The organism is Kosakonia sp. SOY2 (genome assembly GCF_027109175.1).
In the GTDB taxonomy this organism is placed as follows: domain Bacteria; phylum Pseudomonadota; class Gammaproteobacteria; order Enterobacterales; family Enterobacteriaceae; genus Kosakonia.
This window is the reverse complement of record NZ_JAPVXH010000003.1, coordinates 311559-335610: the sequence shown is the minus strand read 5'-3', so window position 1 is coordinate 335610 and position 24052 is coordinate 311559. Positions and strand designations below refer to the sequence as shown.

Sequence of the window (24052 nt, the reverse complement as noted above, 5' to 3'; positions counted from 1 at the left end):
ACGCAAGAGAAACAAAACCCGCCAGATGGCGGGTTTTTTTACGCTTCTTTATTCTGCCCGCTCAGCCGGGCAATCGGAATCGGCAGCCAGGCGCGAATACAGAGCCCGCCCCGCTCGCTGGTACCCAATTCAAGAATGCCGTTATGGTTATCCACAATACGCTGCACGATTGCCAGCCCCAGGCCCGTACCGCTGGTGCTGCGCGCGCTGTCACCGCGGACAAACGGCTGGAACAGATGTTCGCGCTGCTCCGGTTTGATGCCCGGGCCGTCATCTTCAACCTGGAACCAGGCGCGATTGTGCTCGGTACCGCTGCTGACTTTGATCCAGCCATTGCCGTAGCGCGCCGCGTTAACCACCATATTGGCAACCGCGCGTTTAATGGAAAGCGGGTGCATACGCACGAAAATCTCGCTCTCTTTCAACCCGGTATCGATTTCACGCTCGTAGCCACTTTCTGCCGCGATGACTTCCCCAAGCACCGCGTTCAGTTCAGCCACTTCCATCGGCATTTCCTGCCCGGTACGCAGGTAATCGATAAACTGCTCGATAATCGCGTTGCACTCTTCAATATCTTTATTAATAGATTCAGCGAGATAGCCATCTTCTTCCGCCATCATCTCCGTCGCCAGGCGAATACGCGTGAGCGGCGTACGCAGATCGTGGCTGACGCCCGCCATCAATAACGTGCGATCGTCGGCAAGCTGTTTCACCCCGGCGGCCATCTGGTTAAAAGCTCGGGTGACCGAGCGCACTTCCGACGCGCCATATTCACGCAGCGGCGGCGGAATATGCCCTTTACCCACCTTCAGCGCAGCGTGCTCCAGGTCAACAAGCGGGCGGTTCTGAATGCGGATAAACAACCAGGCACCGCCTATCGCCAGCAGCATAATCGCCAGCGTGTAGCGGAACAGCGGGGAGAAATCCCCCTGATGAATTTCGGTCAGCGGTACGCGCACCCAGATATTGGGCGACAGCCAGGTTTTCAGCCACACCACCGGCGAGCTTTTATTCACCTCAACGCGCACTTCGGTCGGGCCGCCAAGCTGCTGCGCCATTTGCTGACTTAAGAATTCGTAATGCTGCGCCCAACGCAGACCGGCGTCTTCTGCGGCCTCGTTGGAGTAAAGCGAAATGCCCAGCTCGCGGTAAATCTCACGGCGAAACGCCGGAGGTACCACCAGCTGCGTGCCGTCCTCCAGTTGCAGTTTATCGGTCATCAACATACGCACTTCGTAGGCGAGAACCTTATTAAACTGCTGGAGGCTGGGCAGAATGGCGAAGTTCAGCACCACCAGGTAGGTCGTCACCAGGCTGGCGAACAGCAAGGTGACGATAAGTAACAGGGTGCGGGCAAAAGAACTGCGCGGCGAGAAACGCACTCGCATCATGCTTTAGAGCCGTCCGGTACAAAAACGTAGCCAAGGCCCCAAACGGTCTGGATATAGCGCGGGTGCGCCGGATCTTCTTCCACCATGCGACGCAAGCGCGAGATCTGCACGTCAATAGAACGCTCCATCGCCGAGTATTCACGCCCGCGCGCCAGGTTCATCAGCTTATCGCGCGATAATGGCTCACGCGGATGGCTCACCAGTGCTTTCAGCACCGCGAATTCACCGCTGGTCAGCGGCATCGGTTCATCTTCGCGGAACATTTCGCGCGTACCAAGATTCAGCTTGAACTTACCAAACGCAATTACCGCTTCTTCCTGAGACGGCGCGCCCGGCAATTCATTCGCCTGGCGGCGCAGCACAGCACGAATACGCGCCAGCAGCTCACGCGGGTTAAACGGTTTGGGAATATAATCGTCGGCACCAATTTCCAGACCCACAATGCGGTCCACTTCTTCGCCTTTCGCCGTCACCATAATAATCGGCATCGGGTTGCTCTGGCTGCGCAAACGGCGGCAGATAGAGAGGCCATCTTCGCCTGGCAGCATCAGATCCAGCACCATCAAATGGAAAGATTCACGGGTTAACAGACGATCCATCTGCTCAGCGTTAGCCACGCTGCGAACCTGGAAGCCCTGCTCGGTAAGGTAACGCTCAAGCAATGCGCGCAGGCGCATGTCGTCATCCACGACCAGAATCTTATAATTCTCTTGCATTGTTTATACTCCCAAAGGTTCCGACAATAATGTTTCCGTATTCTAGAAAAGTGCGCGTTCACGACCAGCGAAATCTGGTATACATTCTAGTCGAAATTGTTACAAAGCATATTTAACAGCAGCTTATATGCATATGTCATCACAGAAAGCATGATTAATCTGCACCTTACACTATCGCGTTTGTAACGTGTGTGCAGGCAAGAACGTCACGGAAATAAGGCCCAAGAATGAAAACGCCCCTGATTACCCGCGAAGGTTATGAAAAACTGAAGCAGGAACTCGATTTTCTCTGGCGTCAGGAGCGCCCGGAAGTCACCAAAAAAGTCACCTGGGCGGCCAGCCTCGGCGACCGCAGCGAAAACGCCGATTATCAGTACAACAAAAAGCGCCTGCGCGAGATTGACCGCCGCGTGCGCTATCTCACCAAATGCCTGGAAAATCTCAAAATCGTTGATTACTCCCCTCAGCAGGAAGGCAAAGTCTTTTTTGGCGCCTGGGTGGAAATCGAAAACGACGACGGCGATACACTGCGTTTTCGCATTGTGGGTTATGACGAAATTTTCGGCCGCAAAGATTACATCTCTATCGATTCGCCGATGGCGCGCGCCCTGCTCAAGAAAGAGGAAGGCGACGTGGCGGTAGTGCAAACGCCCGGCGGTGAAGCAACCTGGTACGTCAATCAAATTGAATACGTGAAATAGCCCCCAGAACCGTCCGAGAAGCCCTGTGCGGCTGGCATTTTGCGATGCCAGTCCGTATAACTATCCCCTGATTTTTGTTCAGAAGATGAAATGACATGATGAATGATTCGCTCTGCCGCATTATTGCGGGTGAACTTCAGGCACGAACCGAACAGGTGGAATCCGCCGTTCGCCTGCTTGATGAAGGGAACACAGTGCCGTTTATCGCGCGCTATCGTAAAGAGGTCACCGGCGGTCTGGACGACACGCAATTGCGTCAGCTCGAAACCCGCCTTGGTTATCTGCGCGAGCTGGAAGAGCGCCGCCAGGCGATTCTGAAATCGATTGGCGAACAGGGCAAACTCAGCGATGAGCTGGCAAAAGCCATTAACGGTACGCTGAGCAAAACCGAGCTTGAAGATCTCTACCTGCCGTACAAACCAAAACGCCGCACGCGCGGGCAAATCGCCATTGAAGCAGGGCTGGAACCGCTGGCAGATTCCCTCTGGAATGACCCGTCGCAAGATCCGGAAACACTGGCCGCAACGTTTGTCGATGCCGACAAAGGCGTCGCCGACAGCAAAGCGGTACTCGATGGCGCGCGCTATATCCTGATGGAACGCTTCGCGGAAGATGCCGCGTTGCTGGCAAAAGTGCGTGACTATTTGTGGAAAAACGCCCATCTCGTCTCCACCGTGGTTAGCGGCAAAGAGGATGAAGGCGCGAAATTCCGCGACTATTTCGATCATCACGAACCGATTTCGACTGTTCCTTCGCACCGCGCGCTGGCGATGTTTCGCGGGCGTAACGAAGGTGTGCTACAACTGGCGCTGAACGCCGATCCGCAGTTTGATGAGCCGCCAAAAGAGAGCCACTGCGAGCAAATTATTATCGACCACCTCGGCCTGCGCCTGAACAACGCGCCAGCGGACAGCTGGCGTAAAGGCGTGGTGAGCTGGACGTGGCGTATCAAAGTGTTGATGCATCTGGAAACGGAGCTGATGGGCACGGTGCGCGAACGCGCTGAAGACGAAGCCATCAATGTTTTCGCCCGTAACCTGCACGATCTGCTGATGGCCGCCCCTGCCGGGCTGCGCGCCACGATGGGTCTTGATCCGGGCTTGCGTACCGGTGTGAAAGTCGCGGTGGTGGATGCCACCGGCAAACTGGTCGCCACCGACACGATCTATCCGCATACCGGGCAAGCGGCAAAAGCGGCGGTAGCCGTCGCAGCGCTGTGTGAAAAACACAATGTTGAACTGGTGGCGATTGGTAACGGCACCGCCTCGCGCGAAACAGAACGCTTCTACCTCGATGTGCAGAAACAGTTCCCGAACGTGGCCGCGCAGAAAGTGATTGTCAGCGAAGCGGGCGCATCGGTTTATTCCGCTTCCGAACTGGCGGCGCTCGAATTCCCGGATCTGGATGTTTCACTGCGCGGTGCGGTCTCTATTGCCCGCCGGTTACAAGACCCGCTGGCGGAGCTGGTGAAAATCGATCCGAAATCTATCGGTGTCGGCCAGTACCAGCACGATGTCAGCCAGACGCAACTGGCGCGCAAACTGGATGCAGTTGTGGAGGATTGCGTGAACGCCGTCGGCGTCGACCTGAATACCGCCTCTGTGCCGCTGCTGACGCGCGTCGCCGGTTTAACCCGCATGATGGCGCAGAATATTGTCGCCTGGCGCGATGAAAATGGTCAGTTCCAGAACCGCCAGCAGTTGCTGAAAGTGAGCCGTCTGGGGCCGAAAGCCTTTGAGCAGTGCGCGGGCTTCCTGCGTATTAACCACGGCGACAACCCGCTGGACGCCTCCACCGTTCACCCGGAAACCTACCCGGTGGTTGAACGTATTCTGGCGGCAACCGAGCAGTCACTGCGCGATCTGATGGGCAATAGCGCGGAGTTGCGCAAGCTGAAAGCCAGCGATTTTACCGATGAGCAGTTTGGTGTACCGACGGTCACCGACATTATCAAAGAGCTGGAAAAACCAGGCCGCGATCCGCGTCCGGAGTTTAAAACCGCGACCTTTGCCGAAGGCGTGGAAACGATGAATGACCTGCTACCGGGCATGGTGCTTGAAGGCGCGGTCACCAATGTGACGAACTTTGGCGCCTTCGTTGATATCGGCGTGCATCAGGATGGTCTGGTGCATATTTCATCGCTGGCGGATAAGTTCGTCGAAGATCCGCATACCGTGGTGAAAGCGGGCGATATCGTGAAGGTCAAAGTGCTGGAAGTGGATTTACAGCGCAAACGAATCGCGTTGACCATGCGTCTGGACGAACAGCCAGGCGAGACCAATTCCCGTCGAGGAAGCGGCAACACGGGCAATCGCGATAACGCGAACCGCAACTCGGCTCGTCCGGCGAAAGCGCCACGCGGTCGCGACAACCCGCCAGGTGGCAACAGTGCAATGATGGATGCACTCGCTGCGGCAATGGGTAAAAAACGTTAATCTTTACCCCTCCCTTCACCGGGAGGGGTATTTTTTGCAAACACGTTCGAAAAAGTCCAGATTAAATCTGTCAAATGATGAACGAAAAGCAATTAACTCGTTATTTCAGCTGTTATTTACTATTCAAAATTATTAACTAATCACTACCTGTATTTAATTACGCAATCGGCAGCGGCGTTATTTTCCTTGCGCGGCGCATATTACAAACATTAAACGCGAATTAACTTTGTAAAATAAAAATTACCTTTTTAACCTGGCGGTAATATTTTCTCGTTTTGCGCTGGTAATACACAACCCAACAAATTTTTGAGCTACGTCAAAAGAGAATCAAATTCTCATTTCTGCCCCCGGCAAACGCATTTTTATGATTGATGATAAAAACTATTCTCATTATCATTGGATCAGTAGATTATTTCTCCACTCCTTCGATGATGAACAGTGCGCCAGACGGCGCGTGGAAACTCTTGGCTCGCAGCGTAAATAAGTAGGCTCTATGCAATTCTCTCCAGACAGTGCGTGGAAAATTACCGGTTTCTCCCAAGAAATAAGTCCGGCCTGGCGACAGAAACTTCTGTCATTAGGGATGTTGCCCGGCTCCTCTTTTAATGTGGTGCGCGTCGCCCCTTTGGGTGACCCTATTCATATTGAAACCCGCCGCGTTAATTTAGTGTTACGGAAAAAAGATCTCGCGTTCCTTGAACTGGAAGCGGTATCTCGTTAATCAGCCAGTTGTTACAAAGAGTGCTAAGTAAAAATGAAAAAATTGACCATTGGCTTAATTGGTAACCCTAATTCTGGCAAGACAACGTTATTTAATCAGCTCACCGGCGCGCGTCAGCGGGTGGGAAACTGGTCCGGCGTAACCGTTGAGCGCAAAGAGGGACAGTTCAACACGACCGACCACCAGGTGACGCTGGTCGATCTTCCCGGCACCTATTCGCTCACTACCATTTCCGCGCAAACGTCGCTCGATGAGCAAATCGCCTGCCACTACATTTTAAGCGGTGACGCCGATCTGGTGATCAACGTGGTCGATGCTTCCAATCTTGAGCGCAACCTTTACCTGACGCTGCAATTGCTGGAGCTGGGCGTGCCGTGCATTATCGCCCTCAACATGCTGGATATCGCGGAAAAACAGAAAGTCCGTATTGATATCGATGGTCTTGCCACACGCCTTGGCTGCCCGGTGATCCCGCTGGTTTCCACGCGTGGTCGCGGGATTGAAGCGCTAAAAATGGCTGTCGATCGTCACCAACACAACGACAACGTTGAACTGGTGCATTACGCCCACCCCCTTTCCCGCGAAGCAGACGCGCTGGCGCAGCAAATGGCCGATGATGTGCCGTTGCAGCAACGTCGCTGGATGGGCCTGCAAATGCTGGAAGGTGATATCTACAGCCGCGCCAATTCTGGCGTAAACGAACAGCAACTGGCTGCCTCGCTCGCTCGCCTGGGAGCGGAAATGGACGATCCGGCGTTGCATATTGCTGATGCGCGTTATCAATCGATTGCGGCGATTTGCGATACCGTCAGCAACACGCTCACCGCTGAGCCAAGCCAGTTCACCGCCGCGGTTGATCGCATCATCATTAACCGCTTTTTAGGGTTGCCGATCTTTTTGTTCGTCATGTATCTGATGTTCCTGTTCGCGATTAACATCGGCGGCGCGTTCCAGCCGATTTTCGACGCAGGTTCAGTCGCGATCTTCATTCACGGTATTCAGTGGCTGGGTTATACGCTGCACTTCCCGGAATGGCTGACCGTATTCCTCGCACAAGGGCTTGGTGGCGGCGTGAATACCGTGCTGCCGCTGGTGCCGCAGCTCGGCATGATGTACCTGTTTATGTCTTTTCTTGAGGACTCCGGTTATATGGCGCGCGCCGCGTTTGTGATGGATCGTCTGATGCAATCGCTGGGGCTGCCGGGCAAATCTTTCGTACCGCTGATTGTCGGTTTCGGCTGTAACGTACCGTCAGTGATGGGCGCACGCACATTAGACGCGCCGCGTGAGCGCTTGATAACCATCATGATGGCGCCGTTTATGTCCTGTGGTGCGCGTCTGGCCATTTTCGCGGTGTTCGCTGCCGCCTTTTTCGGCCAGCAAGGAGCGCTCACCGTCTTCTCGCTGTATGTGATTGGTATCGTGATGGCGATCCTTACCGGTCTGGTGCTGAAACATACGCTGCTGCGCGGCGAAGCATCACCGTTTGTGATGGAACTGCCGGTGTATCACGTGCCGCATCTGAAAAGCCTGTTGCTGCAAACCTGGCAGCGTCTGAAAGGCTTTGTCATCCGCGCGGGTAAAGTGATTATCATCGTCAGCATTTTCCTCAGCGCGATGAACAGCTTCTCGCTGGATGGTCGTACCGTACACAAAATTGATGAATCTGCACTGGCCTCAGTCAGCCGCGTCTTTACCCCGCTGCTGGAGCCGATTGGCGTGCATGGCGACCACTGGCAAGCCACCGTGGGTCTTGTTACGGGCGCAATGGCGAAAGAGGTGGTCGTCGGTACGCTGAACTCACTTTACACCGCGGAAAATATTGAGCAGGAAGCCTTTAACCCGGCGGAATTCAGCCTGACGGGTGAGCTGATTGCCGCTCTGGAAGATACGGCGAAAAGCGTGAAAGAGACGTTTAGCCTGAGCGTACTGGCTAACCCAATCGAAGCCAGCAAAGGCGATGGCGAAATGGCGACCGGTACCATGGGCGTAATGAGCGAAAAATTCGGCAGTGCGGCAGCCGCTTACAGCTACCTGATTTTTGTGCTGCTTTACGTACCGTGTATCACCGCGATGGGCGCTATCGCCCGCGAATCCAGCCGTGGCTGGATGGGCTTCTCGGTGCTGTGGGGGCTGAATATCGCCTACTCGCTCGCCACGCTCTTTTACCAGACGGCGACCTTCAGCGAGCACCCGGTCTACAGCCTGATCTGTATTCTGGCGGTTCTGCTGTTTAACGTGGTGGTAATTAGCGCCCTTCGCCGCGCCAGAAGCCGGGTGGACGTCAGCCTGCTGGCTACGCGTAAAACCGTCGCCAGCTGCTGCGACAGCCCGGCGGGCGATTGTCACTAAGGAGCAACAACGATGACGTCGTTAATTGAAGTGCGTGATTTGTTGGCATTGCAAGGCCGGATGGAGGCTCAGCAACTGAGCGCCGCGCTGCATACGCCGCGCGCGATGATCGACGCCATGCTCGCTCGCATGGAAGCCATGGGTAAAGCCGTGCGTATTCAGGAAGAGGCTACCGGTTGTTTAACCGGTAGCTGCAAGCAGTGCCCGGAAGGGAAAAGCGCCTGCTCTCGCGAGTGGTGGGCGCTGCGTTAAACAAGCCTGGCTTTCAGCGCCAGCAACGCCTCGCAGAACGCGGCAGGATGGGAAACAAACGGCGCATGTGCCGCTTTCGGGAAAATCAACGACTCGCTCTGCGGCCACATATCATCCAGTAACGGAACGATTTTACGCGGCACCAGTCCGTCAAGACGGCCATACATACGTAAAAACGGCAGCGTCAGTCCACTCAGTGCTTCACGTAAATCTACCGTTTTTAAAATCTCCAGCCCGCCGTTCAGCACTTCCGTTGGCGGCATCGGAAGCGACAACACCGCGTTTTTCAGCTCGCGCGCATCCTGCCTTGCGGTTTCAGTGCCGAGCGTCTGCAATGCCAGGAAACGCTCAACGGTACGCTGAAAATCCTCACTCAATTGGTGTTGAAAACCGGCCAGCACCTCAGGCTTAATACCCGCCCAATCGCCCTGCGCGCTAAAACAGGGAGATGAAGCAACCGTAACCAACGCACTGACGCGTTCAGGTGATTGCAACGCAATCTGGCTCGCCACCAGCCCGCCCAGGCTCCAGCCCAGCCATATCGCCTTTTTTGGCGCATGAGATAACACGATATCCGCCATCTGTTGCAGCGCCAGTGCGCCAAATCCTTCACTTCTGCCATAGCCCGGCAGATCCACTAAATGCAGCGTAAATTGCGAACTCAGTTCCGGTGTAATGCAATCCCAGACCTGCGCATTCAGCCCCCATCCGTGCAGCAGCACAAGATGACAATTTCCTTCGCCTTTGGTTTGCCACCAGATGTTCTTCATCAGCTATCGTTCTCTTCTTTCACACAAGGAGGTGGCACATGCTAACAGTGCCAGGCTTATGCTGGCTATGTCGAATGCCATTGATGCTGAGCCAGTGGGGAGTCTGTTCCGGCTGCACGCGCACCATGGAAGTGCGCGAAAAAGTTTGCCCTTTGTGCGGTTTACCCGCCGCTCGCGACGACATTGCCTGCGGGCGCTGTCTGCAAAAACCGCCGCCCTGGCAGCGGCTGATTGCCGTCAGCCGTTATGCACCACCGCTTAGTCCGCTGGTGCAGCAGTTTAAATTTATGCCTCGCCTGGAAATCGCCCGCGCGCTGACCCGTCTGCTGGTGTTAGCCGTATTAAACGCACGCCGCAGCGGAAACTGGCAGGCGCCGGATATTATCTTCAGCGTACCGCTACATGCGCGTCGCCAGTGGCGCAGAGGCTTTAATCAAAGCGATCTCCTGTGCCGGGCGCTGGCGCATTGGTTGCAATGCCCATACTCTTCCGGCGCTCTACGCCGGGTGCGGGCAACGCCTGTGCAGCATCAACTCAATGCCCGTTTGCGCAAGCAGAACCTGAAAAATGCCTTTCGTCTTGAATTGCCCGTTGCAGGTCTCCATATCGTCGTGGTGGATGATGTCGTCACGACCGGCAGCACCGTTGCGGAAATCACCCGGCTGCTATTACGCAGCGGCGCAGCAACTGTTCAGGTCTGGTGCCTGTGTCGAACCTTGTAGACCCTCGATGATGGGCGTATTATAACCAAGTAAAATAGTCAACTATTAGGCCATTGCTATGATCCGTATTTCCGACGCTGCCCAAGCGCACTTTGTCAAACTGCTGGCAAATCAGGAAGAAGGGACACAAATCCGCGTATTTGTGATTAACCCCGGCACACCCAACGCTGAGTGTGGCGTCTCTTATTGCCCGCCGGACGCGGTTGAAGCCACCGACACCGCGCTGAAATTTGAACAACTGATTGCCTATGTCGATGAGCTGAGCGCGCCGTATCTGGAAGATGCGGAAATCGATTTTGTCACCGACCAGTTGGGTTCCCAGCTGACGCTGAAAGCGCCGAACGCCAAAATGCGTAAAGTGTCCGACGACGCGCCGCTGATGGAGCGCGTTGAGTATTTGCTGCAGTCGCAAATAAACCCGCAGTTAGCCGGCCACGGCGGTCGTGTTTCGCTGATGGAGATCACCGATGAAGGCTACGCCATTCTGCAGTTTGGCGGTGGCTGTAACGGTTGCTCCATGGTCGACGTGACGCTGAAAGAGGGTATCGAAAAGCAGTTGCTGACCGAGTTCCCGGAGCTGAAAGGTGTGCGCGATCTGACCGAACATCAGCGCGGCGAGCACTCTTACTACTAAGCCTGCTTTCTGCTGTAGATTGCCCGGCGGCGTTCTGCCTGCCGGGTCTACAACGTTAACCCGTGTGTTACCCGTATCTCCCCGCCCACATTTCTCTTTTCATACCTGTTTAGTTTCCTGGCGTTAATATGACGCATGTCTCAGATCTTACATTTAGATCGCCAGAGTGATTCTCTTTTCGTGGATGTTACCCGTATCATTCCTGCCAGCACCGACAACTTAAAAAACATCCGACTACAATTTTTAGCAATGGATGTCAGCCGCAACGGTGCCGCAGCTCGCTCCTTCCTCTTTCGGGAATTTTCAGCGGCTGCCAGAAATACTGACGTTACCCATAACAAATTAAAGGCCAGGTAAATCATGCCATTAGTCATAGTCGCTATCGGTGTTGCTCTCTTACTCCTGTTAATGATCCGCTTCAAACTGAACGGATTTATCGCCCTAATCCTTGTGGCGCTCGCCGTGGGGATGATGCAGGGCATGCCGCTCGATGCCGTTATTAAATCCATTAAAAATGGTGTTGGCGGTACGCTCGGCAGCCTTGCGCTGATCATGGGTTTTGGTGCCATGCTCGGCAAACTGCTGGCGGACTGCGGCGGCGCACAGCGCATTGCCACCACGCTTATCGAAAAATTTGGTCGCCAGTACATTCAGTGGGCAGTGGTGCTGACCGGTTTTACCGTCGGTTTCGCGCTGTTTTATGAAGTCGGCTTCGTACTGCTGCTGCCGCTGGTGTTTACCATTGCGGCATCCGCACGTATTCCGCTGCTGTATGTGGGTGTCCCGATGGCGGCAGCACTGTCAGTGACGCACGGCTTTCTGCCTCCACACCCGGGCCCAACAGCGATTGCGACCATTTTCCATGCGGATATGGGCAAAACGCTGCTCTACGGAACACTGCTCGGTATCCCAACCGTTATCCTTGCTGGCCCGGTCTATGCCCGTTTCCTGAAAAGCATTGATAAACCGATCCCGGATGGTCTCTACAACGCGAAAACCTTCACCGAAGAAGAGATGCCGGGCTTTGGCGTCAGCGTCTGGACATCGCTGGTACCGGTGATCCTGATGGCACTGCGCGCGGTAGCAGAAATGCTGCTGCCGAAAGGCCATGCGCTGCTGCCTTACGCTGAATTCTTCGGCGACCCGGTCATGGCAACCATGATTGCGGTGCTGATTGCGGTATTCACCTTCGGCCTGAACCGTGGCCGTTCGATGGACGACATCAACGAAACGCTGACCAGCTCCATCAAAATCATTGCCATGATGCTGCTGATCATCGGTGGTGGTGGTGCGTTCAAACAGGTTCTGGTTGATAGCGGCGTCGATAAATACATCGCTTCAATGATGCATTCCACCAATCTCTCCCCGCTGTTTATGGCGTGGTCAATTGCCGCAGTGCTGCGTATCGCGCTGGGTTCCGCCACCGTTGCGGCAATCACCGCAGGTGGTATTGCGGCGCCGTTGATTGCCACCACCGGCGTAAGCCCGGAGTTGATGGTGATTGCAGTCGGTTCCGGTAGCGTGATTTTCTCTCACGTTAACGATCCGGGTTTCTGGCTGTTCAAAGAGTATTTCAACCTGACCATCGGCGAGACCATGCGCTCCTGGTCGGCGCTGGAAACCATCATTTCCGTGTGCGGTCTGGTTGGCTGCCTGCTGCTGGGCATGGTGGTTTAATTCAGTCGCTGCACGTAAAAAGGCCCGGATAACCGGGCCTTTTTTATTTCCGCTTTGCCGCCGCTTTACGGCGTCGATCGAGGTCTTTTAATAACTTATTGACCTTTTCATCGGCAAACATCGCCTCCAGCGACACCGCCAGCTTCCGCCGCCAGTTTTTATACTGATAACTGGTGCCCGGAATATTCACCGGCCCGGCCATATCCAGCCAGTCTTCCGGTTGCAGCCCCAACAGCGCACTGTTGCTGTCGGCGATATAACGCTGCATCCCACGGTTGAGTACCGACGTCATTGGCATACGCGACGCTTTATGTCCGGCACGCTGTGGCAAACAACCGTACTGATGAAGCGCATCAAGCAGCCCCTGTTTCGCCAGTTCGCGATCCTGGTACAACCCGCGCAAAACCACTTCATCCGGATAGAGCCCCAGCGTTTTACCGAGCGTCAAATCGCCGCTTTCCCAGTAGCCACGCAGGGTTGGAAGATCGTGCGTTGTCGCCACCGCCATTGACTGTTGCGGGTACGCCTGCGGCGCGCGGAACGTTTTTTCATGATCGTTTTCGAAGTAGAGCACTTTGTAAGAGTACACACTGCTGCTACGCAGTTTACCGACGATCTCCACCGGTACGGTTCCCAGATCTTCACCAATCACCATGCACTGATGACGCTGGCTTTCCAGCGCGAGAATGGCGAGCAGGTCATCGACCGGGTACTGCACATACGCGCCGTGATCCGCCGTTTCACCATACGGGATCCACCACAGACGCAGCATCGACATCACATGATCAATCCGCAGCGCACCGCAGTTTTTCATATTGGCACGCAGCAGATCGATAAATGGCGCATAAGCGCGGGCGTGGATCACATGCGGATCCATCGGCGGCAAGCCCCAGTTTTGCCCCAACGGGCCGAGAATATCCGGCGGCGCGCCAACGGATGCTTTCAGGCAATACAACTCGCGATCGCACCAGGTTTCTGCGCCACCTTCCGCCACACCCACGGCCAGGTCGCGGTACAAACCAATCGGCATCGCGTAACCCTGGCTGGTTTGCCAGCATTCGGCGAACTGGGTGTAAGCCAGCCATTGCAGCCAGAGGTAGAAATTGACCTCATCTTCATGCTCTTTGCAGAACGCTTTCACCTGCGGGCTGTTCGTATTCTGATACCCTTCCGGCCACACCGGCCAGCCCCAGCGCAGCACATCTTCTTTCACCTGATTAGCATGAATCGCATCGAACGCCGCCTGCCAGTAAAGGCTCTCGCCTTCCTGCTGCACAAAACGCTGGAACGCCACAGCCTGTTCATCGCTCTGCGCACGCTGGCGAAAGCGCTGCCACGCCATGCGCAATGCCTCCAGTTTCAGCGCAGTGACGGTGGCGTAATCCACCCATTGTGCATCGCGGGCGGCCTGTAGCGTTTCGCGCGTGGTGGGTAAATTCCACCACGCCTGCGCCTCTTCGCTGTCGCGGAAATCCGCCACCGCATTGACATCGATATAGATAACATTCAACCAGCGGCGCGATGATGGGCTGTACGGGCTGGCGCTTTCCGGGTTCGCCGGATAGAGCGCATGAATCGGGTTAAGCCCGATAAACGCACCGCCACGGCTGGCCACCTCGCCGAGCATCTTTTTCAGATCGCCGAAATCACCAATCCCCCAGTTACTCTCAGAACGCAGGGTGTAAAGCTGCACGCAGGCACCCCACAGTTTCTTACCGTCGAGCAGCGCCTGAGGTTCATAACACCGCGCTGGCGCGATGATCACCCGGCACTGCCAGTGTTGATTTTTCTGCGTCACGCTCAGCGTGTGATAACCCAGCGCCAGGCCAGCGGGCAGCGGCAAATTCGCCCCACCGCGCACCTCGCCCTGGTACTGCTTGCCCGTTTCCGTGGTGAGTTGCCACTGGAAATCACCTTTACCAACAACCGGCAGCACCTTTTTCTTGCCATGGATAAACACCTGTACCACGGGCACCGGCGGCGCACTGGTTGCCACCGCAGGCGCCGGATGCATCGCATCCAGCAAACGCTGCTTGGTTTTCACGGTAATGGATTGCGGTTTACCGTGCGCATTGATGTAGTTCGGGCTGATCCCCGCCGCCAGCGCGGCCTGTTCCAGACGTTTACTCTCCATCACCCTTCCTTAGCGTTTCGCCTGCCAGATACGGGTTTGATAATCGCGGATCGAACGGTCGGAGCTGAACATACCGCAGCGCGCGGTGTTCAGGATTGCGGCACGCGTCCAGGCTTCCTGGTCACGGTAGAGCACATCGACACGTTTTTGCGCGGCTACGTAATCGGCGAAATCCGCCAGCACCAGATACGGGTCGCCGCCCTGCTTGCCGAGACTGTGCAGCATCTGGTCGAAGGCATGTTTATCGCCATCGCTGTATTTACCGCTTTCCAGCTCTTTCAGTACCGCATCAAGTTGCTTGTCTTTTTTGCGCCACTTCAGCGGGTCGTAACCTTTCGCTTTCAGCGCTTTCACCTGCTCAACGGTGTTACCGAAGATAAAGATATTCTCCTCGCCCACCTGTTCGGCAATCTCGACGTTGGCACCGTCCAGCGTACCGACGGTTAACGCGCCATTCAGTGCCAGCTTCATGTTGCCGGTGCCGGAGGCTTCTTTACCGGCCGTGGAGATCTGCTCGGAAACATCCGCCGCCGGAATCAATTTTTCCGCCGCCGATACACAATAATCCGGCAAGAAAACGACCTTCAGCTTGTCGCCAATGCTGGCATCGTTATTAATCACTTCCGCCACTTTATTAATGGCATAGATAATGTTTTTCGCCAGGTAGTAACCCGGCGCGGCCTTCGCACCAAACAGGAACACGCGCGGTACACGGTCAGCTTGCGGGTTTTCGCGGATCTCTTTATACAGCGCGATAATATGCAGCAAACCAAGATGCTGGCGTTTGTACTCATGCAAGCGCTTGATTTGGATATCAAACAGCGCGTGCGGATTGATTTCGATGCCGGTACGCGCTTTCACAAACGCCGCCAGTTGTTGTTTGTTGTGCTGTTTTATCTCGCGGTACTGTTTACGGAACGCCGCGTCGTCGGCGTATTTCTCCAGGTTAATCAACTGGTCGAGATCGTTGGCCCACTCTTTTTTCAGCGTCTTATCAAGCAACGCAGCCAGCTGCGGGTTGCACTGTTTAATCCAGCGGCGCGGAGTGATGCCATTGGTGACGTTATGGAATTTGCCCGGCCACAACTGGTGGTATTCCGGGAACAGATCTTTTACCACCAGATCCGAGTGCAGCGCCGCAACGCCGTTGACCGCGAAACCGCCAACCACGCACAGGTTCGCCATGCGGACTTGCTTGTGATGCACTACCGCAAGTTTTTCCCACACCGCTTTGTCGCCCGGCCAGGTTTTCTCGACCAGCACTTTAAATTTGTCGTTGATCTGCTTGATGATTTGCATATGGCGCGGCAGCAGCGCTTTCACCAGCGTTTCGTCCCAGCGCTCCAGCGCTTCTGGCATCAACGTATGGTTGGTATAGGCGAAAGTGCGGCTGGTGATCGCCCACGCATCATCCCAGCCCAGCTGATGTTCATCGATCAGCACACGCAGCAGCTCCGGTATGGCGATGGTCGGGTGCGTATCGTTGAGTTGAATGACTTCATAGTCCGGCAGTTGCGCCAGCTTGCGTCCGGCCAGGTGATGGCGGCGCAAAATATCGGCCACCGAGCAGGCGCACTGGAAATATTGCTGCATCAGACGCAGCTTTTTGCCTGCCTGATGGTTGTCATTCGGGTAGAGCACTTTGGTAAGTTTTTCCGCATCAATACCCGTTTGTTCGGCACGCAGGAAATCACCATCGTTAAATTTAGTGAGATTAAACGGATGCGCGTGGGTCGCCTGCCACAGACGCAGCGGCTGAGTGACACCATTGCGATAACCGATAACCGGCAGATCCCAGGCTTCGCCTGCAATCGTGAAAGCCGGTTGCCAGTGGCCTTCTTTGCTGACTTTCCCGCCAATGCCCACCTGCACATCTAATTGCTCGTTATGGCTAAACCACGGATAGCTACGGCGATGCCAGTCGTCCGGCGCTTCGTGTTGTTGCCCGTCAACAAAAGACTGGCGGAACAAGCCGTATTGATAGTTCAGACCGTAACCAGTGGCCGACTGACCAACGGTGGCCATCGAATCGAGGAAACAGGCCGCCAGGCGCCCTAAACCACCGTTGCCGAGCGCTGGATCGATCTCCTCTTCCAGCAGGTCGGTGAGGTTGATGTTGTGGTGTTGCAGCACCTCGCCAACGTCCTGATACCAGCCCAGATTCAACAAGTTGTTGCCGGTCAGGCGACCAATCAAAAACTCCATGGAGATATAGTTGACGTGGCGCTGATTTTTCGCCGTTTTCGGTGCGGGCTGCGCCGCCAGCAATTCCGCCAGCGCACCGCTGACCGCTTGCCACCACTGACGGGTTGTCATGTCGCTCGCGGCCTGAACCCCAAAACGCTGCCACTGGCGCGTAAGAGCCGTTTCAAATTCCGCTTTATTAAACGTTGGCTTTGACATAAAGAATCCGGGTCCTGTAATGAAGTAAATCGACGTTTGCGCTAGTGTGCCTGGCTCAACAGGTGACTTCCTCATCCTGCCAGGGATTAGCCGGGGAGGAGTAGCGGGGATGAGCGAAAAGTGTGATCGCCGCCACCTAAAGGTAGCGTCTTTTTTGAACATTACTCAATCAAAAAAGCAGCAACAGAAGATGAGAAATTCCGCATGCGGGCAGGAAAAATGAAATGTCGTTTCGGAGAGAATAACTATTGCTGACCGGTGAAAATTTAGCGAAATAATATTTCGCTGAGCGGAATTGTTCGTTTTTTGCTATTTGTGCGTTTATGTCAGCCAATGTCTTAATATTTCTAATAAAGACCTTATAGTTGCCAATAGTATTTAATAACCCGGTCTGCATCGCCCGCCAGTCCTGGCTCCCCCTCTTTTGCCATTATTGTGCTTTCTTTATTCACGACATAAATAGAAATGTGACATGGTGCAAATTCACAATCGCCAGATTCGGACATAACTTGCAATATTTCTTCATCTGGCCGACCTTATTACTATTAATTACGAAGCGCAAAAAAAATCGTCCCCTCCGTTTTTCGCACAGTGAAGTGATAACTATGTTGATTCCGTCCAAATTAAGTCGCCCGGTTCGTCTCGACCACACGGTGGTGCGGGAACGGCTGCTGGCTAAACTTTCCGGCGCCAACAATTATCGGCTTGCGCTGGTAACCAGCCCTGCGGGTTACGGCAAAACCACGCTCATTTCGCAGTGGGCGGCAGGTAAGAACGACGTTGGCTGGTATTCGCTGGATGAAGGAGACAACCAGCAAGAACGCTTTGCCAGTTATTTTATCGCCGCCGTCCAGCAGGCGACGGGCGGGCACTGCGTCAGCAGTGAAGTGATGGCGCAAAAGCGCCAGTACGCCAGTCTGCCGTCACTCTTTTCACAGCTGTTTATTGAGCTGACCGAATGGCAGCGCCCGTTGTATCTGGTGATTGATGATTACCATCTCGTCACCAACCCGGTCATTCACGATGCGATGCGCTTTTTCTTACGCCATCAGCCAGAAAACCTGACGCTGATTGTGCTGTCGCGCAACTTGCCGCAGTTAGGCATCGCGAATCTTCGTGTGCGCGAGCAGTTGCTGGAAATTGGCAGCCACCAGCTTGCCTTTACCCACCAGGAAGCCAAACAGTTCTTTGACTGTCGCCTGACCTCACCTATTGAAGCGGCAGAGAGCAGCCGCCTGTGCGACGACGTGGCCGGTTGGGCAACGGCGCTCCAGCTTATCGCGCTTTCTGCCCGGCAAAATCACAGCGCACCGCACCAGTCTGCGCGCCGTCTGGCGGGCATTAACGCCAGCCATCTTTCGGATTATCTGGTTGATGAAGTGCTGGATAATGTCGATGTTGATACCCGTCATTTCCTGCTGAAAAGCGCGCTGCTGCGTTCGATGAACGATGCGCTGATTGTGCGCGTGACCGGCGAAGAGAACGGGCAGATGCGGCTGGAAGAGATTGAGCGCCAGGGCCTGTTCCTGCAACGGATGGACGATTCCGGCGAATGGTTTAGCTACCATCCGCTGTTTGGCAACTTCCTGCGCCAGCGCTGCCAGTGGGAACTGGCGACAGAGTTACCGGATATTCACCGCGCGGCGGCGGAAAGCTGGATGGCGCAAGGCTTCCCGAGCGAAGCTATTCACCATGCGCTAGCGGCGGGCGATGGCATTATGCTGCGCGATATTCTGCTGCATCACGCCTGGGGGCTATTCAACCACAGCGAGCTGAGTGTGCTGGAAGAGTCGCTGAAAGCGCTGCCGTGGGAAAGCCTGCTGGAAAACCCTCGCCTGGTGCTGTTACAAGCCTGGCTGATGCAAAGCCAGCACCGCTACAGCGAAGTGAACACCCTGCTGGCGCGCGCCGAACAGGAGATGACCACGCAAATGGACGCCTCGCTGCATGGCGATTTCAACGCGTTGCGCGCGCAGGTCGCCATCAACGATGGTGATCCGGTGGAAGCCGAACGGCTGGCGATGGTGGCGCTCGAAGAGTTGCCGCTGGCAAATTACTACAGCCGCATTGTGGCCACCTCGGTTCACGGCGAAGTGTTGCACTGCAAAGGCGAGTTAACTAATTCGCTGTCGGTTATGCAGCAAACCGAGCAGATGGCGCGTCGCCACGATGTCTGGCACTACGCGTTGTGGAGCCTTATTCAGCAAAGCGAAATTCTGTTCGCCCAGGGCTTCCTGCAAGCGGCCTGGGAGATGCAAGAGAAGGCTTTCACGCTTATCCGTGAGCAGCATCTTGAACAACTGCCGATGCATGAATTTTTACTGCGCATCCGCGCGCAACTGTTGTGGGCGTGGGCGCGGCTGGACGAGTCCGAAGCGGCGGCACGCCAGGGTATGGAGGTGCTTTCCGCCCTGCAACCGCAGCAGCAGTTGCAGTGTCTGGCGTTGCTGGTGCAAAACTCGCTGGCGCGTGGCGATCTCGATAATGCCCGTAGTCACCTGCACCGGCTGGAAAACTTGCTCGGCAATGGTCAGTACCATAGCGACTGGGTGTCGAACGCCGACAAAGTGCGGGTGATCTACTGGCAAATGACCGGCGATAAAAAAGCGGCGGCTCAATGGCTGCGCCAGACGCCTAAACCAGAATTTGCCAATAACCACTTCCTGCAAAGCCAGTGGCGTAATATTGCCCGCGCGCAGATCCTGCTTGGTGATTTCGACCCGGCTGAGATGGTGCTTGAAGAGCTAAACGAAAACGCGCGCAGCCTGCGTCTGATGAGTGATATCAACCGTAACCTGTTGCTGTTGAACCAGCTTTACTGGCAGGCGGGACGTAAAAATGACGCGCAGCGGGTGTTGCTGGAGGCCTTACAACTGGCTAACCGCACCGGATTTATCAGCCACTTCGTGATTGAAGGTGAAGCGATGGCGCAGCAGTTGCGTCAGTTAATTCAGCTCAACACGCTGCCGGAGCTGGATCAGCACCGCGCCCAGCGCATTCTGCGCGACATTAATCAGCATCATCGACATAAGTTCGCGCATTTTGACGAGAACTTTGTCGAACGGCTGCTAACTCACCCGGAAGTACCGGAACTGATCCGCACCAGCCCGCTGACCCAGCGCGAATGGCAGGTGCTGGGGCTGATTTATTCTGGCTACAGTAATGAACAGATTGCGGGCGAACTGGCTGTCGCGGCGACGACCATTAAAACCCATATCCGCAACCTCTATCAGAAACTCGGCGTCGCCCATCGCCAGGATGCGGTTCAGCATGCGCAGCAGTTGCTGAAGATCATGGGCTACGGGGTGTAAAAACCGCCGCAAGGCGGTTTAGCACAGCTCCAGTTGCACATTGTTGCTGGTAATCACCTGCACCACGCTGGCGGGTGGCATGGTATCGGTGTAAACCGCGTCCACCATGCTAATACTGCCCATATTGACCATCGCGTTGCGGCCAAACTTCGAGTGATCCACCACCAGCATCACATGCCGCGAGTTTTCAATAATCGCCCGTTTGGTGCGCACTTCATGGTAATCAAACTCCAGCAATGAGCCATCGGCATCAATGCCGCTAATGCCGAGGATGCCGAAATCGAGGCGGAATTGAGAGATAAAATCGAGCGTCGCCTCGCCCACAATCCCGCCGTCCCGGCTGCGTAACTCACCGCCCGCCAGAATCACCCGGAAATCGTCTTTTTTCATTAATGTATTGGCGACGTTCAGATTGTTGGTGACGATGCGTAAATCGCTGTGGTTGAGCAGCGCATGGGCGACCGCTTCCGGCGTGGTGCCGATATCAATAAACAGCGTGGCGCCGTTGGGAATCTGTTCCGCCACTTTGCGGGCGATACGCTCTTTTTCCGCCGTTTGTGTCGCTTTGCGATCGTGCCAGGAGGTGTTTTCCGAGCTCGATGGCAGCGCCGCGCCGCCGTGATGACGCAAAATTTTATTTTGATCCGCCAGATCGTTCAGATCGCGGCGAATCGTTTGTGGACTAACGGAAAATTGCTCGACTAACTCTTCGGTACTGACGTATCCCTGCTGTTTAACCAGTTCAATAATTGCGTCATGACGCTGTGTTTGTTTCATGAATTGTCCCTGGATAATTATGTTCGTTTTCGCACATTTTTCGTGTCGACCAGCGCCATCGCCAGCCCAATCACCATCCCCGCCGTGTGCGCGCCGTTAGCAATCGCGAAACCGGTCAAACCAAACCACTCCGCCACCATCAGCACAACGGTGAAGATAAACAATCCGTTAGGTAACGCAATCTGCGATTCCGGGTCACGTAAACCGCGCAGCCAGACATAGCCAATCAGCGCATAAACCACGCCGGATAAGCCGCCAAACCACGGACCAGTAAGCTGGTGCTGCACAAAACCGCTCAATAAAGCGCTAATGAGGGTGATGACCACCAGTTTTCCGGTGCCCAGACGTTTTTCAACCACGCCGCCAAGATACCACCACCAGAAAAGGTTGAAGATGATATGCACCAGCGAAAAGTGCATTACCGCATGGGTAAAGTAGCGCCAGACTTCAAACTGCACGCTTGCGTCCCACGGCCAGGCAAGCCACATCATCACCGTTTGATCGCCGATGATGCTCATCATCACAAACACCACGACGCACAGCGCCGACATCAGCAACGTTAATGGCCCGCCGCGCTCACGCAGCGCCGCCCGCAGCGGAAAGCGGCGATAGTGCAAGCCGCTATCGATTTGCCCGGATTGCCAGCTCGCCGCCAGATAACGCGGGTCACCGGGGTTTTCCATAAAACGCGCCAGTTCGCTGCGCACGCGCTCCGCCTGGCTTTCATCTGCCAGCCAGACATCGCTTTGCTGATGGTGTTGAAGGGTGAGGATCACACCCTGGGTCTGCATATAATCAACAAACGCCTGGGCGACGCGAGGGTTGGAAAAAGAGGTAATCATCAACATGGCAGGCGTCGTTTAGTCCCTACAAAAAAAGACAGTATACCGAAGACGAGCGCAATGCCTACAGCGCGCCGTGCATCACTTCAGACGGAAAGTGGCGATGCCAGGCGTCGAAACCGCCATCCACGCTGTAGACCTGATCGTAGCCCTGCTGCAATAAATATTGCGCAGCACCTTTACTGCTGTTGCCGTGATAGCACATCACCATCACCGGCGTTTCGAAGTCGTTATCACGCATAAACGCGCCCAGCGTGTCGTTGGTGAGATGAAACGCGCCTGGCGTATGCCCCATCGCAAAGCTCTGCGGGTCGCGAATATCCACCAGCACGGCCTGCTGCTGGTGCAATTTTTGGTGGGCTTCTTCTACGTTAATACACTCAAAGTGATCCATGACGTTCTCTTAATTGACACAGTTAATGGCTATCCTGCCGTCAAGTGTACGTCGTGACAGCGGGTTAGCGCCATTATGTTATGCATATCACTCTAAATTGTTTTTTTGATGTTACCAAAAGCGCGTTCCTTTGCTATTATGAGCGATATCGAACATTTTTGAGCTATAACGAAAGTGCATGAGGACAGCATGGAAACCAAAGATCTGATTGTGATAGGCGGGGGCATTAATGGTGCCGGTATCGCGGTTGACGCCGCAGGGCGTGGTTTGTCCGTGCTGATGCTGGAAGCACAGGATCTCGCCTGCGCGACATCCAGCAACAGCTCCAAATTGATTCACGGCGGCCTGCGCTACCTTGAACACTACGAATTCCGCCTGGTGAGCGAAGCGCTGGCCGAACGCGAAGTGCTGCTGAAAATGGCACCACACATCGCTTTCCCGATGCGTTTTCGTCTGCCGCACCGCCCGCACCTGCGCCCGGCGTGGATGATCCGTATTGGTCTGTTTATGTACGATCATCTGGGTAAACGCACCAGTTTGCCTGCATCGCGCGGTTTGCGTTTTGGCGCAGAATCGGTGCTGAAACCGGAAATCGTGCGCGGTTTCGAATATTCTGACTGCTGGGTGGACGATGCGCGTCTGGTACTCGCCAATGCGCAGATGGTGGAACAAAAAGGCGGTAAAGTGATGACCCGCACCCGCGCCACCAGCGCACGCCGTGAAAACGGCATGTGGATTGTTGAAGCGGAAGATATCGACACCGGAGAAAAATTTAGCTGGCAGGCGCGCGGTCTGGTTAACGCCACCGGCCCGTGGGTGAAAGAGTTCTTTGATGACGGTATGCATCTGCCATCCCCTTACGGCATCCGTCTGATCAAAGGCAGCCATATTGTGGTGCCGCGAGCACACGCGCAAAAACAGGCGTATATCCTGCAAAACGAAGATAAGCGTATTGTCTTTGTGATTCCGTGGATGGATGAGTTTTCGATTATCGGCACCACGGACGTGGAGTATAAAGGCGATCCGAAGCACGTGGAGATCGACGAAAACGAGATCAATTACCTGCTGAAAGTCTATAACGGTCACTTCAAGAAACAGCTAAGCCGCGAGGATATTGTGTGGACTTACTCCGGCGTACGCCCGCTGTGCGATGACGAATCCGATTCGCCGCAGGCTATCACGCGTGACTACACGCTGGATATCCACGACGAAAACGGCAAAGCACCGCTGCTCTCCGTGTTTGGCGGCAAGTTGACCACTTACCGCAAGCTGGCCGAACATGCGCTGGAAAAACTGACGCCGTACTACAAAGGTATTGGTCCGGCATGGACAAAAAGCTGTGTGTTACCAGGCGGGGATATTGCAGGCGACCGCGATGATTACGCCGCCAAATTGCGCCGCCGTTATCCGTTTATCAGCGAATCGCTGGCGCGCCACTATGCCCGCACTTACGGCAGCAACAGCGAACTGATACTGGCGAATGCCACCAGCCTGGAAGCGTTAGGCGAGCATTTCGGCCACGAACTGTATGAAGCCGAATTGCGTTACCTGGTCGAACACGAATGGGTCAGACGCCTGGACGACGCGATCTGGCGTCGCACCAAACTCGGCATGTGGCTGAATGCGGAAGAGCAGTCGCGCGTGGCGCAATGGTTAACCCGTCATCATAAAACGGAACTGTCGCTGGCGTCGTAACAGAATCCGCTTCTCCCCAGCGGGAGAATGGCATTGCAATAGAAGAAATCTCTCCCAACCGGGAGAGTGGCATCGCAAGAGAAGAAACCTCTCCCAACGGGAGAGCGGCATTGCGAGAGAAGAAA

At 55.1% G+C, this 24052-nt stretch carries 19 protein-coding genes; 11 read left to right on the top strand and 8 right to left on the bottom strand.

Annotated elements, in window-relative coordinates; all coding sequences use genetic code 11:
• Window positions 1-38: 38 nt before the first annotated feature.
• Window positions 39-1391 carry a two-component system sensor histidine kinase EnvZ gene (gene envZ / locus O3S68_RS18405; RefSeq protein WP_017459527.1) on the bottom strand — a complete coding sequence of 451 codons (1353 nt, stop codon included), beginning with the start codon at window positions 1389-1391 and terminating at the stop codon, window positions 39-41.
• On the bottom strand, window positions 1388-2107 hold the full coding sequence (ompR, locus tag O3S68_RS18400; protein ID WP_001157751.1) for an osmolarity response regulator transcription factor OmpR: 720 nt from the start codon (window positions 2105-2107) through the stop codon (window positions 1388-1390). The genes envZ and ompR overlap by 4 nt, the downstream gene beginning before the upstream one ends.
• A 227-nt stretch (window positions 2108-2334) precedes the next feature.
• Between ompR and greB the strand changes: the two genes are divergently transcribed.
• The 5 genes from greB (at window position 2335) to feoC (ending at window position 8568) form a co-directional block, all read left to right on the top strand.
• The gene (gene greB / locus O3S68_RS18395; RefSeq protein WP_017459528.1) at window positions 2335-2808 is read left to right on the top strand and encodes a transcription elongation factor GreB; all 474 of its coding nucleotides are present in this window, start codon (window positions 2335-2337) and stop codon (window positions 2806-2808) included.
• 95 nt (window positions 2809-2903) lie between these two features.
• Window positions 2904-5243, top strand: a complete 2340-nt coding sequence (locus O3S68_RS18390) for a Tex family protein (protein WP_269232164.1) — start codon at window positions 2904-2906, stop codon at window positions 5241-5243.
• 493 nt (window positions 5244-5736) lie between these two features.
• Window positions 5737-5964 carry a ferrous iron transporter A gene (feoA, locus tag O3S68_RS18385; protein WP_017459530.1) on the top strand — a complete coding sequence of 76 codons (228 nt, stop codon included), beginning with the start codon at window positions 5737-5739 and terminating at the stop codon, window positions 5962-5964.
• A 33-nt stretch (window positions 5965-5997) separates the two neighbouring features.
• Window positions 5998-8316 (top strand): Fe(2+) transporter permease subunit FeoB, encoded by a 2319-nt coding sequence (gene feoB / locus O3S68_RS18380; protein WP_269232163.1) that lies wholly within the window; start codon window positions 5998-6000, stop codon window positions 8314-8316.
• Between the two features lie 12 nt (window positions 8317-8328).
• Complete coding sequence (gene feoC / locus O3S68_RS18375; RefSeq protein WP_269232162.1) at window positions 8329-8568, top strand: [Fe-S]-dependent transcriptional repressor FeoC; 240 nt, start codon at window positions 8329-8331, stop codon at window positions 8566-8568.
• On the opposite strand, the gene bioH is transcribed toward feoC, so the two are convergent.
• Window positions 8565-9338, bottom strand: a complete 774-nt coding sequence (bioH, locus tag O3S68_RS18370; RefSeq protein ID WP_020455558.1) for a pimeloyl-ACP methyl ester esterase BioH — start codon at window positions 9336-9338, stop codon at window positions 8565-8567. The genes feoC and bioH overlap by 4 nt on opposite strands.
• 38 nt (window positions 9339-9376) lie before the next feature.
• Here bioH and gntX point away from each other — a divergent pair, with 38 nt between their 5' ends.
• The 4 genes from gntX (at window position 9377) to gntT (ending at window position 12371) form a co-directional block, all read left to right on the top strand.
• Window positions 9377-10060, top strand: coding sequence for a DNA utilization protein GntX (gntX, locus tag O3S68_RS18365; RefSeq protein ID WP_269232161.1), 684 nt, complete (start codon window positions 9377-9379; stop codon window positions 10058-10060).
• A 58-nt stretch (window positions 10061-10118) separates the two neighbouring features.
• Window positions 10119-10694 (top strand): Fe-S biogenesis protein NfuA, encoded by a 576-nt coding sequence (gene nfuA, locus O3S68_RS18360; protein WP_017459535.1) that lies wholly within the window; start codon window positions 10119-10121, stop codon window positions 10692-10694.
• A 135-nt stretch (window positions 10695-10829) separates the two neighbouring features.
• Window positions 10830-11051 carry a hypothetical protein gene (locus O3S68_RS18355; protein ID WP_147271695.1) on the top strand — a complete coding sequence of 74 codons (222 nt, stop codon included), beginning with the start codon at window positions 10830-10832 and terminating at the stop codon, window positions 11049-11051.
• 3 nt (window positions 11052-11054) lie between these two features.
• Complete coding sequence (gene gntT, locus O3S68_RS18350; protein WP_020455560.1) at window positions 11055-12371, top strand: gluconate transporter; 1317 nt, start codon at window positions 11055-11057, stop codon at window positions 12369-12371.
• 43 nt (window positions 12372-12414) lie between these two features.
• Here gntT and malQ read toward each other — a convergent pair whose 3' ends face one another.
• Together malQ and malP are read right to left on the bottom strand one after the other, a co-directional pair.
• Window positions 12415-14505, bottom strand: coding sequence for a 4-alpha-glucanotransferase (gene malQ / locus O3S68_RS18345; RefSeq protein WP_269232160.1), 2091 nt, complete (start codon window positions 14503-14505; stop codon window positions 12415-12417).
• A 9-nt stretch (window positions 14506-14514) separates the two neighbouring features.
• On the bottom strand, window positions 14515-16908 hold the full coding sequence (gene malP / locus O3S68_RS18340; RefSeq protein ID WP_269232159.1) for a maltodextrin phosphorylase: 2394 nt from the start codon (window positions 16906-16908) through the stop codon (window positions 14515-14517).
• Window positions 16909-17513: 605 nt separating this feature from the next.
• On the opposite strand from malP, the gene malT reads away from it, so the two are divergent.
• Complete coding sequence (malT, locus tag O3S68_RS18335) at window positions 17514-20219, top strand: HTH-type transcriptional regulator MalT (protein ID WP_020455564.1); 2706 nt, start codon at window positions 17514-17516, stop codon at window positions 20217-20219.
• 18 nt (window positions 20220-20237) lie between these two features.
• Here the strand turns inward: malT and O3S68_RS18330 are convergent, their stop codons facing one another.
• From O3S68_RS18330 to glpE, 3 genes are read right to left on the bottom strand one after another with little or no spacing between them, the layout of a single operon-like run.
• Window positions 20238-20996 carry a DeoR/GlpR family transcriptional regulator gene (locus O3S68_RS18330; protein ID WP_017459542.1) on the bottom strand — a complete coding sequence of 253 codons (759 nt, stop codon included), beginning with the start codon at window positions 20994-20996 and terminating at the stop codon, window positions 20238-20240.
• 17 nt (window positions 20997-21013) lie between these two features.
• Complete coding sequence (gene glpG, locus O3S68_RS18325) at window positions 21014-21844, bottom strand: rhomboid family intramembrane serine protease GlpG (protein WP_045507806.1); 831 nt, start codon at window positions 21842-21844, stop codon at window positions 21014-21016.
• 58 nt (window positions 21845-21902) lie between these two features.
• On the bottom strand, window positions 21903-22232 hold the full coding sequence (glpE, locus tag O3S68_RS18320; RefSeq protein WP_017459544.1) for a thiosulfate sulfurtransferase GlpE: 330 nt from the start codon (window positions 22230-22232) through the stop codon (window positions 21903-21905).
• Between the two features lie 189 nt (window positions 22233-22421).
• On the opposite strand from glpE, the gene glpD reads away from it, so the two are divergent.
• Window positions 22422-23927, top strand: coding sequence for a glycerol-3-phosphate dehydrogenase (gene glpD / locus O3S68_RS18315; RefSeq protein WP_020455567.1), 1506 nt, complete (start codon window positions 22422-22424; stop codon window positions 23925-23927).
• The last annotated feature ends 125 nt before the right edge of the window (window positions 23928-24052 follow it).

Coding starts and splice junctions, on each gene's coding strand:
- envZ (WP_017459527.1), bottom strand. CDS start 1,391: ATGATGCGAGTGCGTTTCTCGCCGCGCAGTTCTTTTGCCCGCACCCTG.
- ompR (WP_001157751.1), bottom strand. CDS start 2,107: ATGCAAGAGAATTATAAGATTCTGGTCGTGGATGACGACATGCGCCTG.
- greB (WP_017459528.1), top strand. CDS start 2,335: ATGAAAACGCCCCTGATTACCCGCGAAGGTTATGAAAAACTGAAGCAG.
- O3S68_RS18390 (WP_269232164.1), top strand. CDS start 2,904: ATGATGAATGATTCGCTCTGCCGCATTATTGCGGGTGAACTTCAGGCA.
- feoA (WP_017459530.1), top strand. CDS start 5,737: ATGCAATTCTCTCCAGACAGTGCGTGGAAAATTACCGGTTTCTCCCAA.
- feoB (WP_269232163.1), top strand. CDS start 5,998: ATGAAAAAATTGACCATTGGCTTAATTGGTAACCCTAATTCTGGCAAG.
- feoC (WP_269232162.1), top strand. CDS start 8,329: ATGACGTCGTTAATTGAAGTGCGTGATTTGTTGGCATTGCAAGGCCGG.
- bioH (WP_020455558.1), bottom strand. CDS start 9,338: ATGAAGAACATCTGGTGGCAAACCAAAGGCGAAGGAAATTGTCATCTT.
- gntX (WP_269232161.1), top strand. CDS start 9,377: ATGCTAACAGTGCCAGGCTTATGCTGGCTATGTCGAATGCCATTGATG.
- nfuA (WP_017459535.1), top strand. CDS start 10,119: ATGATCCGTATTTCCGACGCTGCCCAAGCGCACTTTGTCAAACTGCTG.
- O3S68_RS18355 (WP_147271695.1), top strand. CDS start 10,830: ATGTCTCAGATCTTACATTTAGATCGCCAGAGTGATTCTCTTTTCGTG.
- gntT (WP_020455560.1), top strand. CDS start 11,055: ATGCCATTAGTCATAGTCGCTATCGGTGTTGCTCTCTTACTCCTGTTA.
- malQ (WP_269232160.1), bottom strand. CDS start 14,505: ATGGAGAGTAAACGTCTGGAACAGGCCGCGCTGGCGGCGGGGATCAGC.
- malP (WP_269232159.1), bottom strand. CDS start 16,908: ATGTCAAAGCCAACGTTTAATAAAGCGGAATTTGAAACGGCTCTTACG.
- malT (WP_020455564.1), top strand. CDS start 17,514: ATGTTGATTCCGTCCAAATTAAGTCGCCCGGTTCGTCTCGACCACACG.
- O3S68_RS18330 (WP_017459542.1), bottom strand. CDS start 20,996: ATGAAACAAACACAGCGTCATGACGCAATTATTGAACTGGTTAAACAG.
- glpG (WP_045507806.1), bottom strand. CDS start 21,844: ATGTTGATGATTACCTCTTTTTCCAACCCTCGCGTCGCCCAGGCGTTT.
- glpE (WP_017459544.1), bottom strand. CDS start 22,232: ATGGATCACTTTGAGTGTATTAACGTAGAAGAAGCCCACCAAAAATTG.
- glpD (WP_020455567.1), top strand. CDS start 22,422: ATGGAAACCAAAGATCTGATTGTGATAGGCGGGGGCATTAATGGTGCC.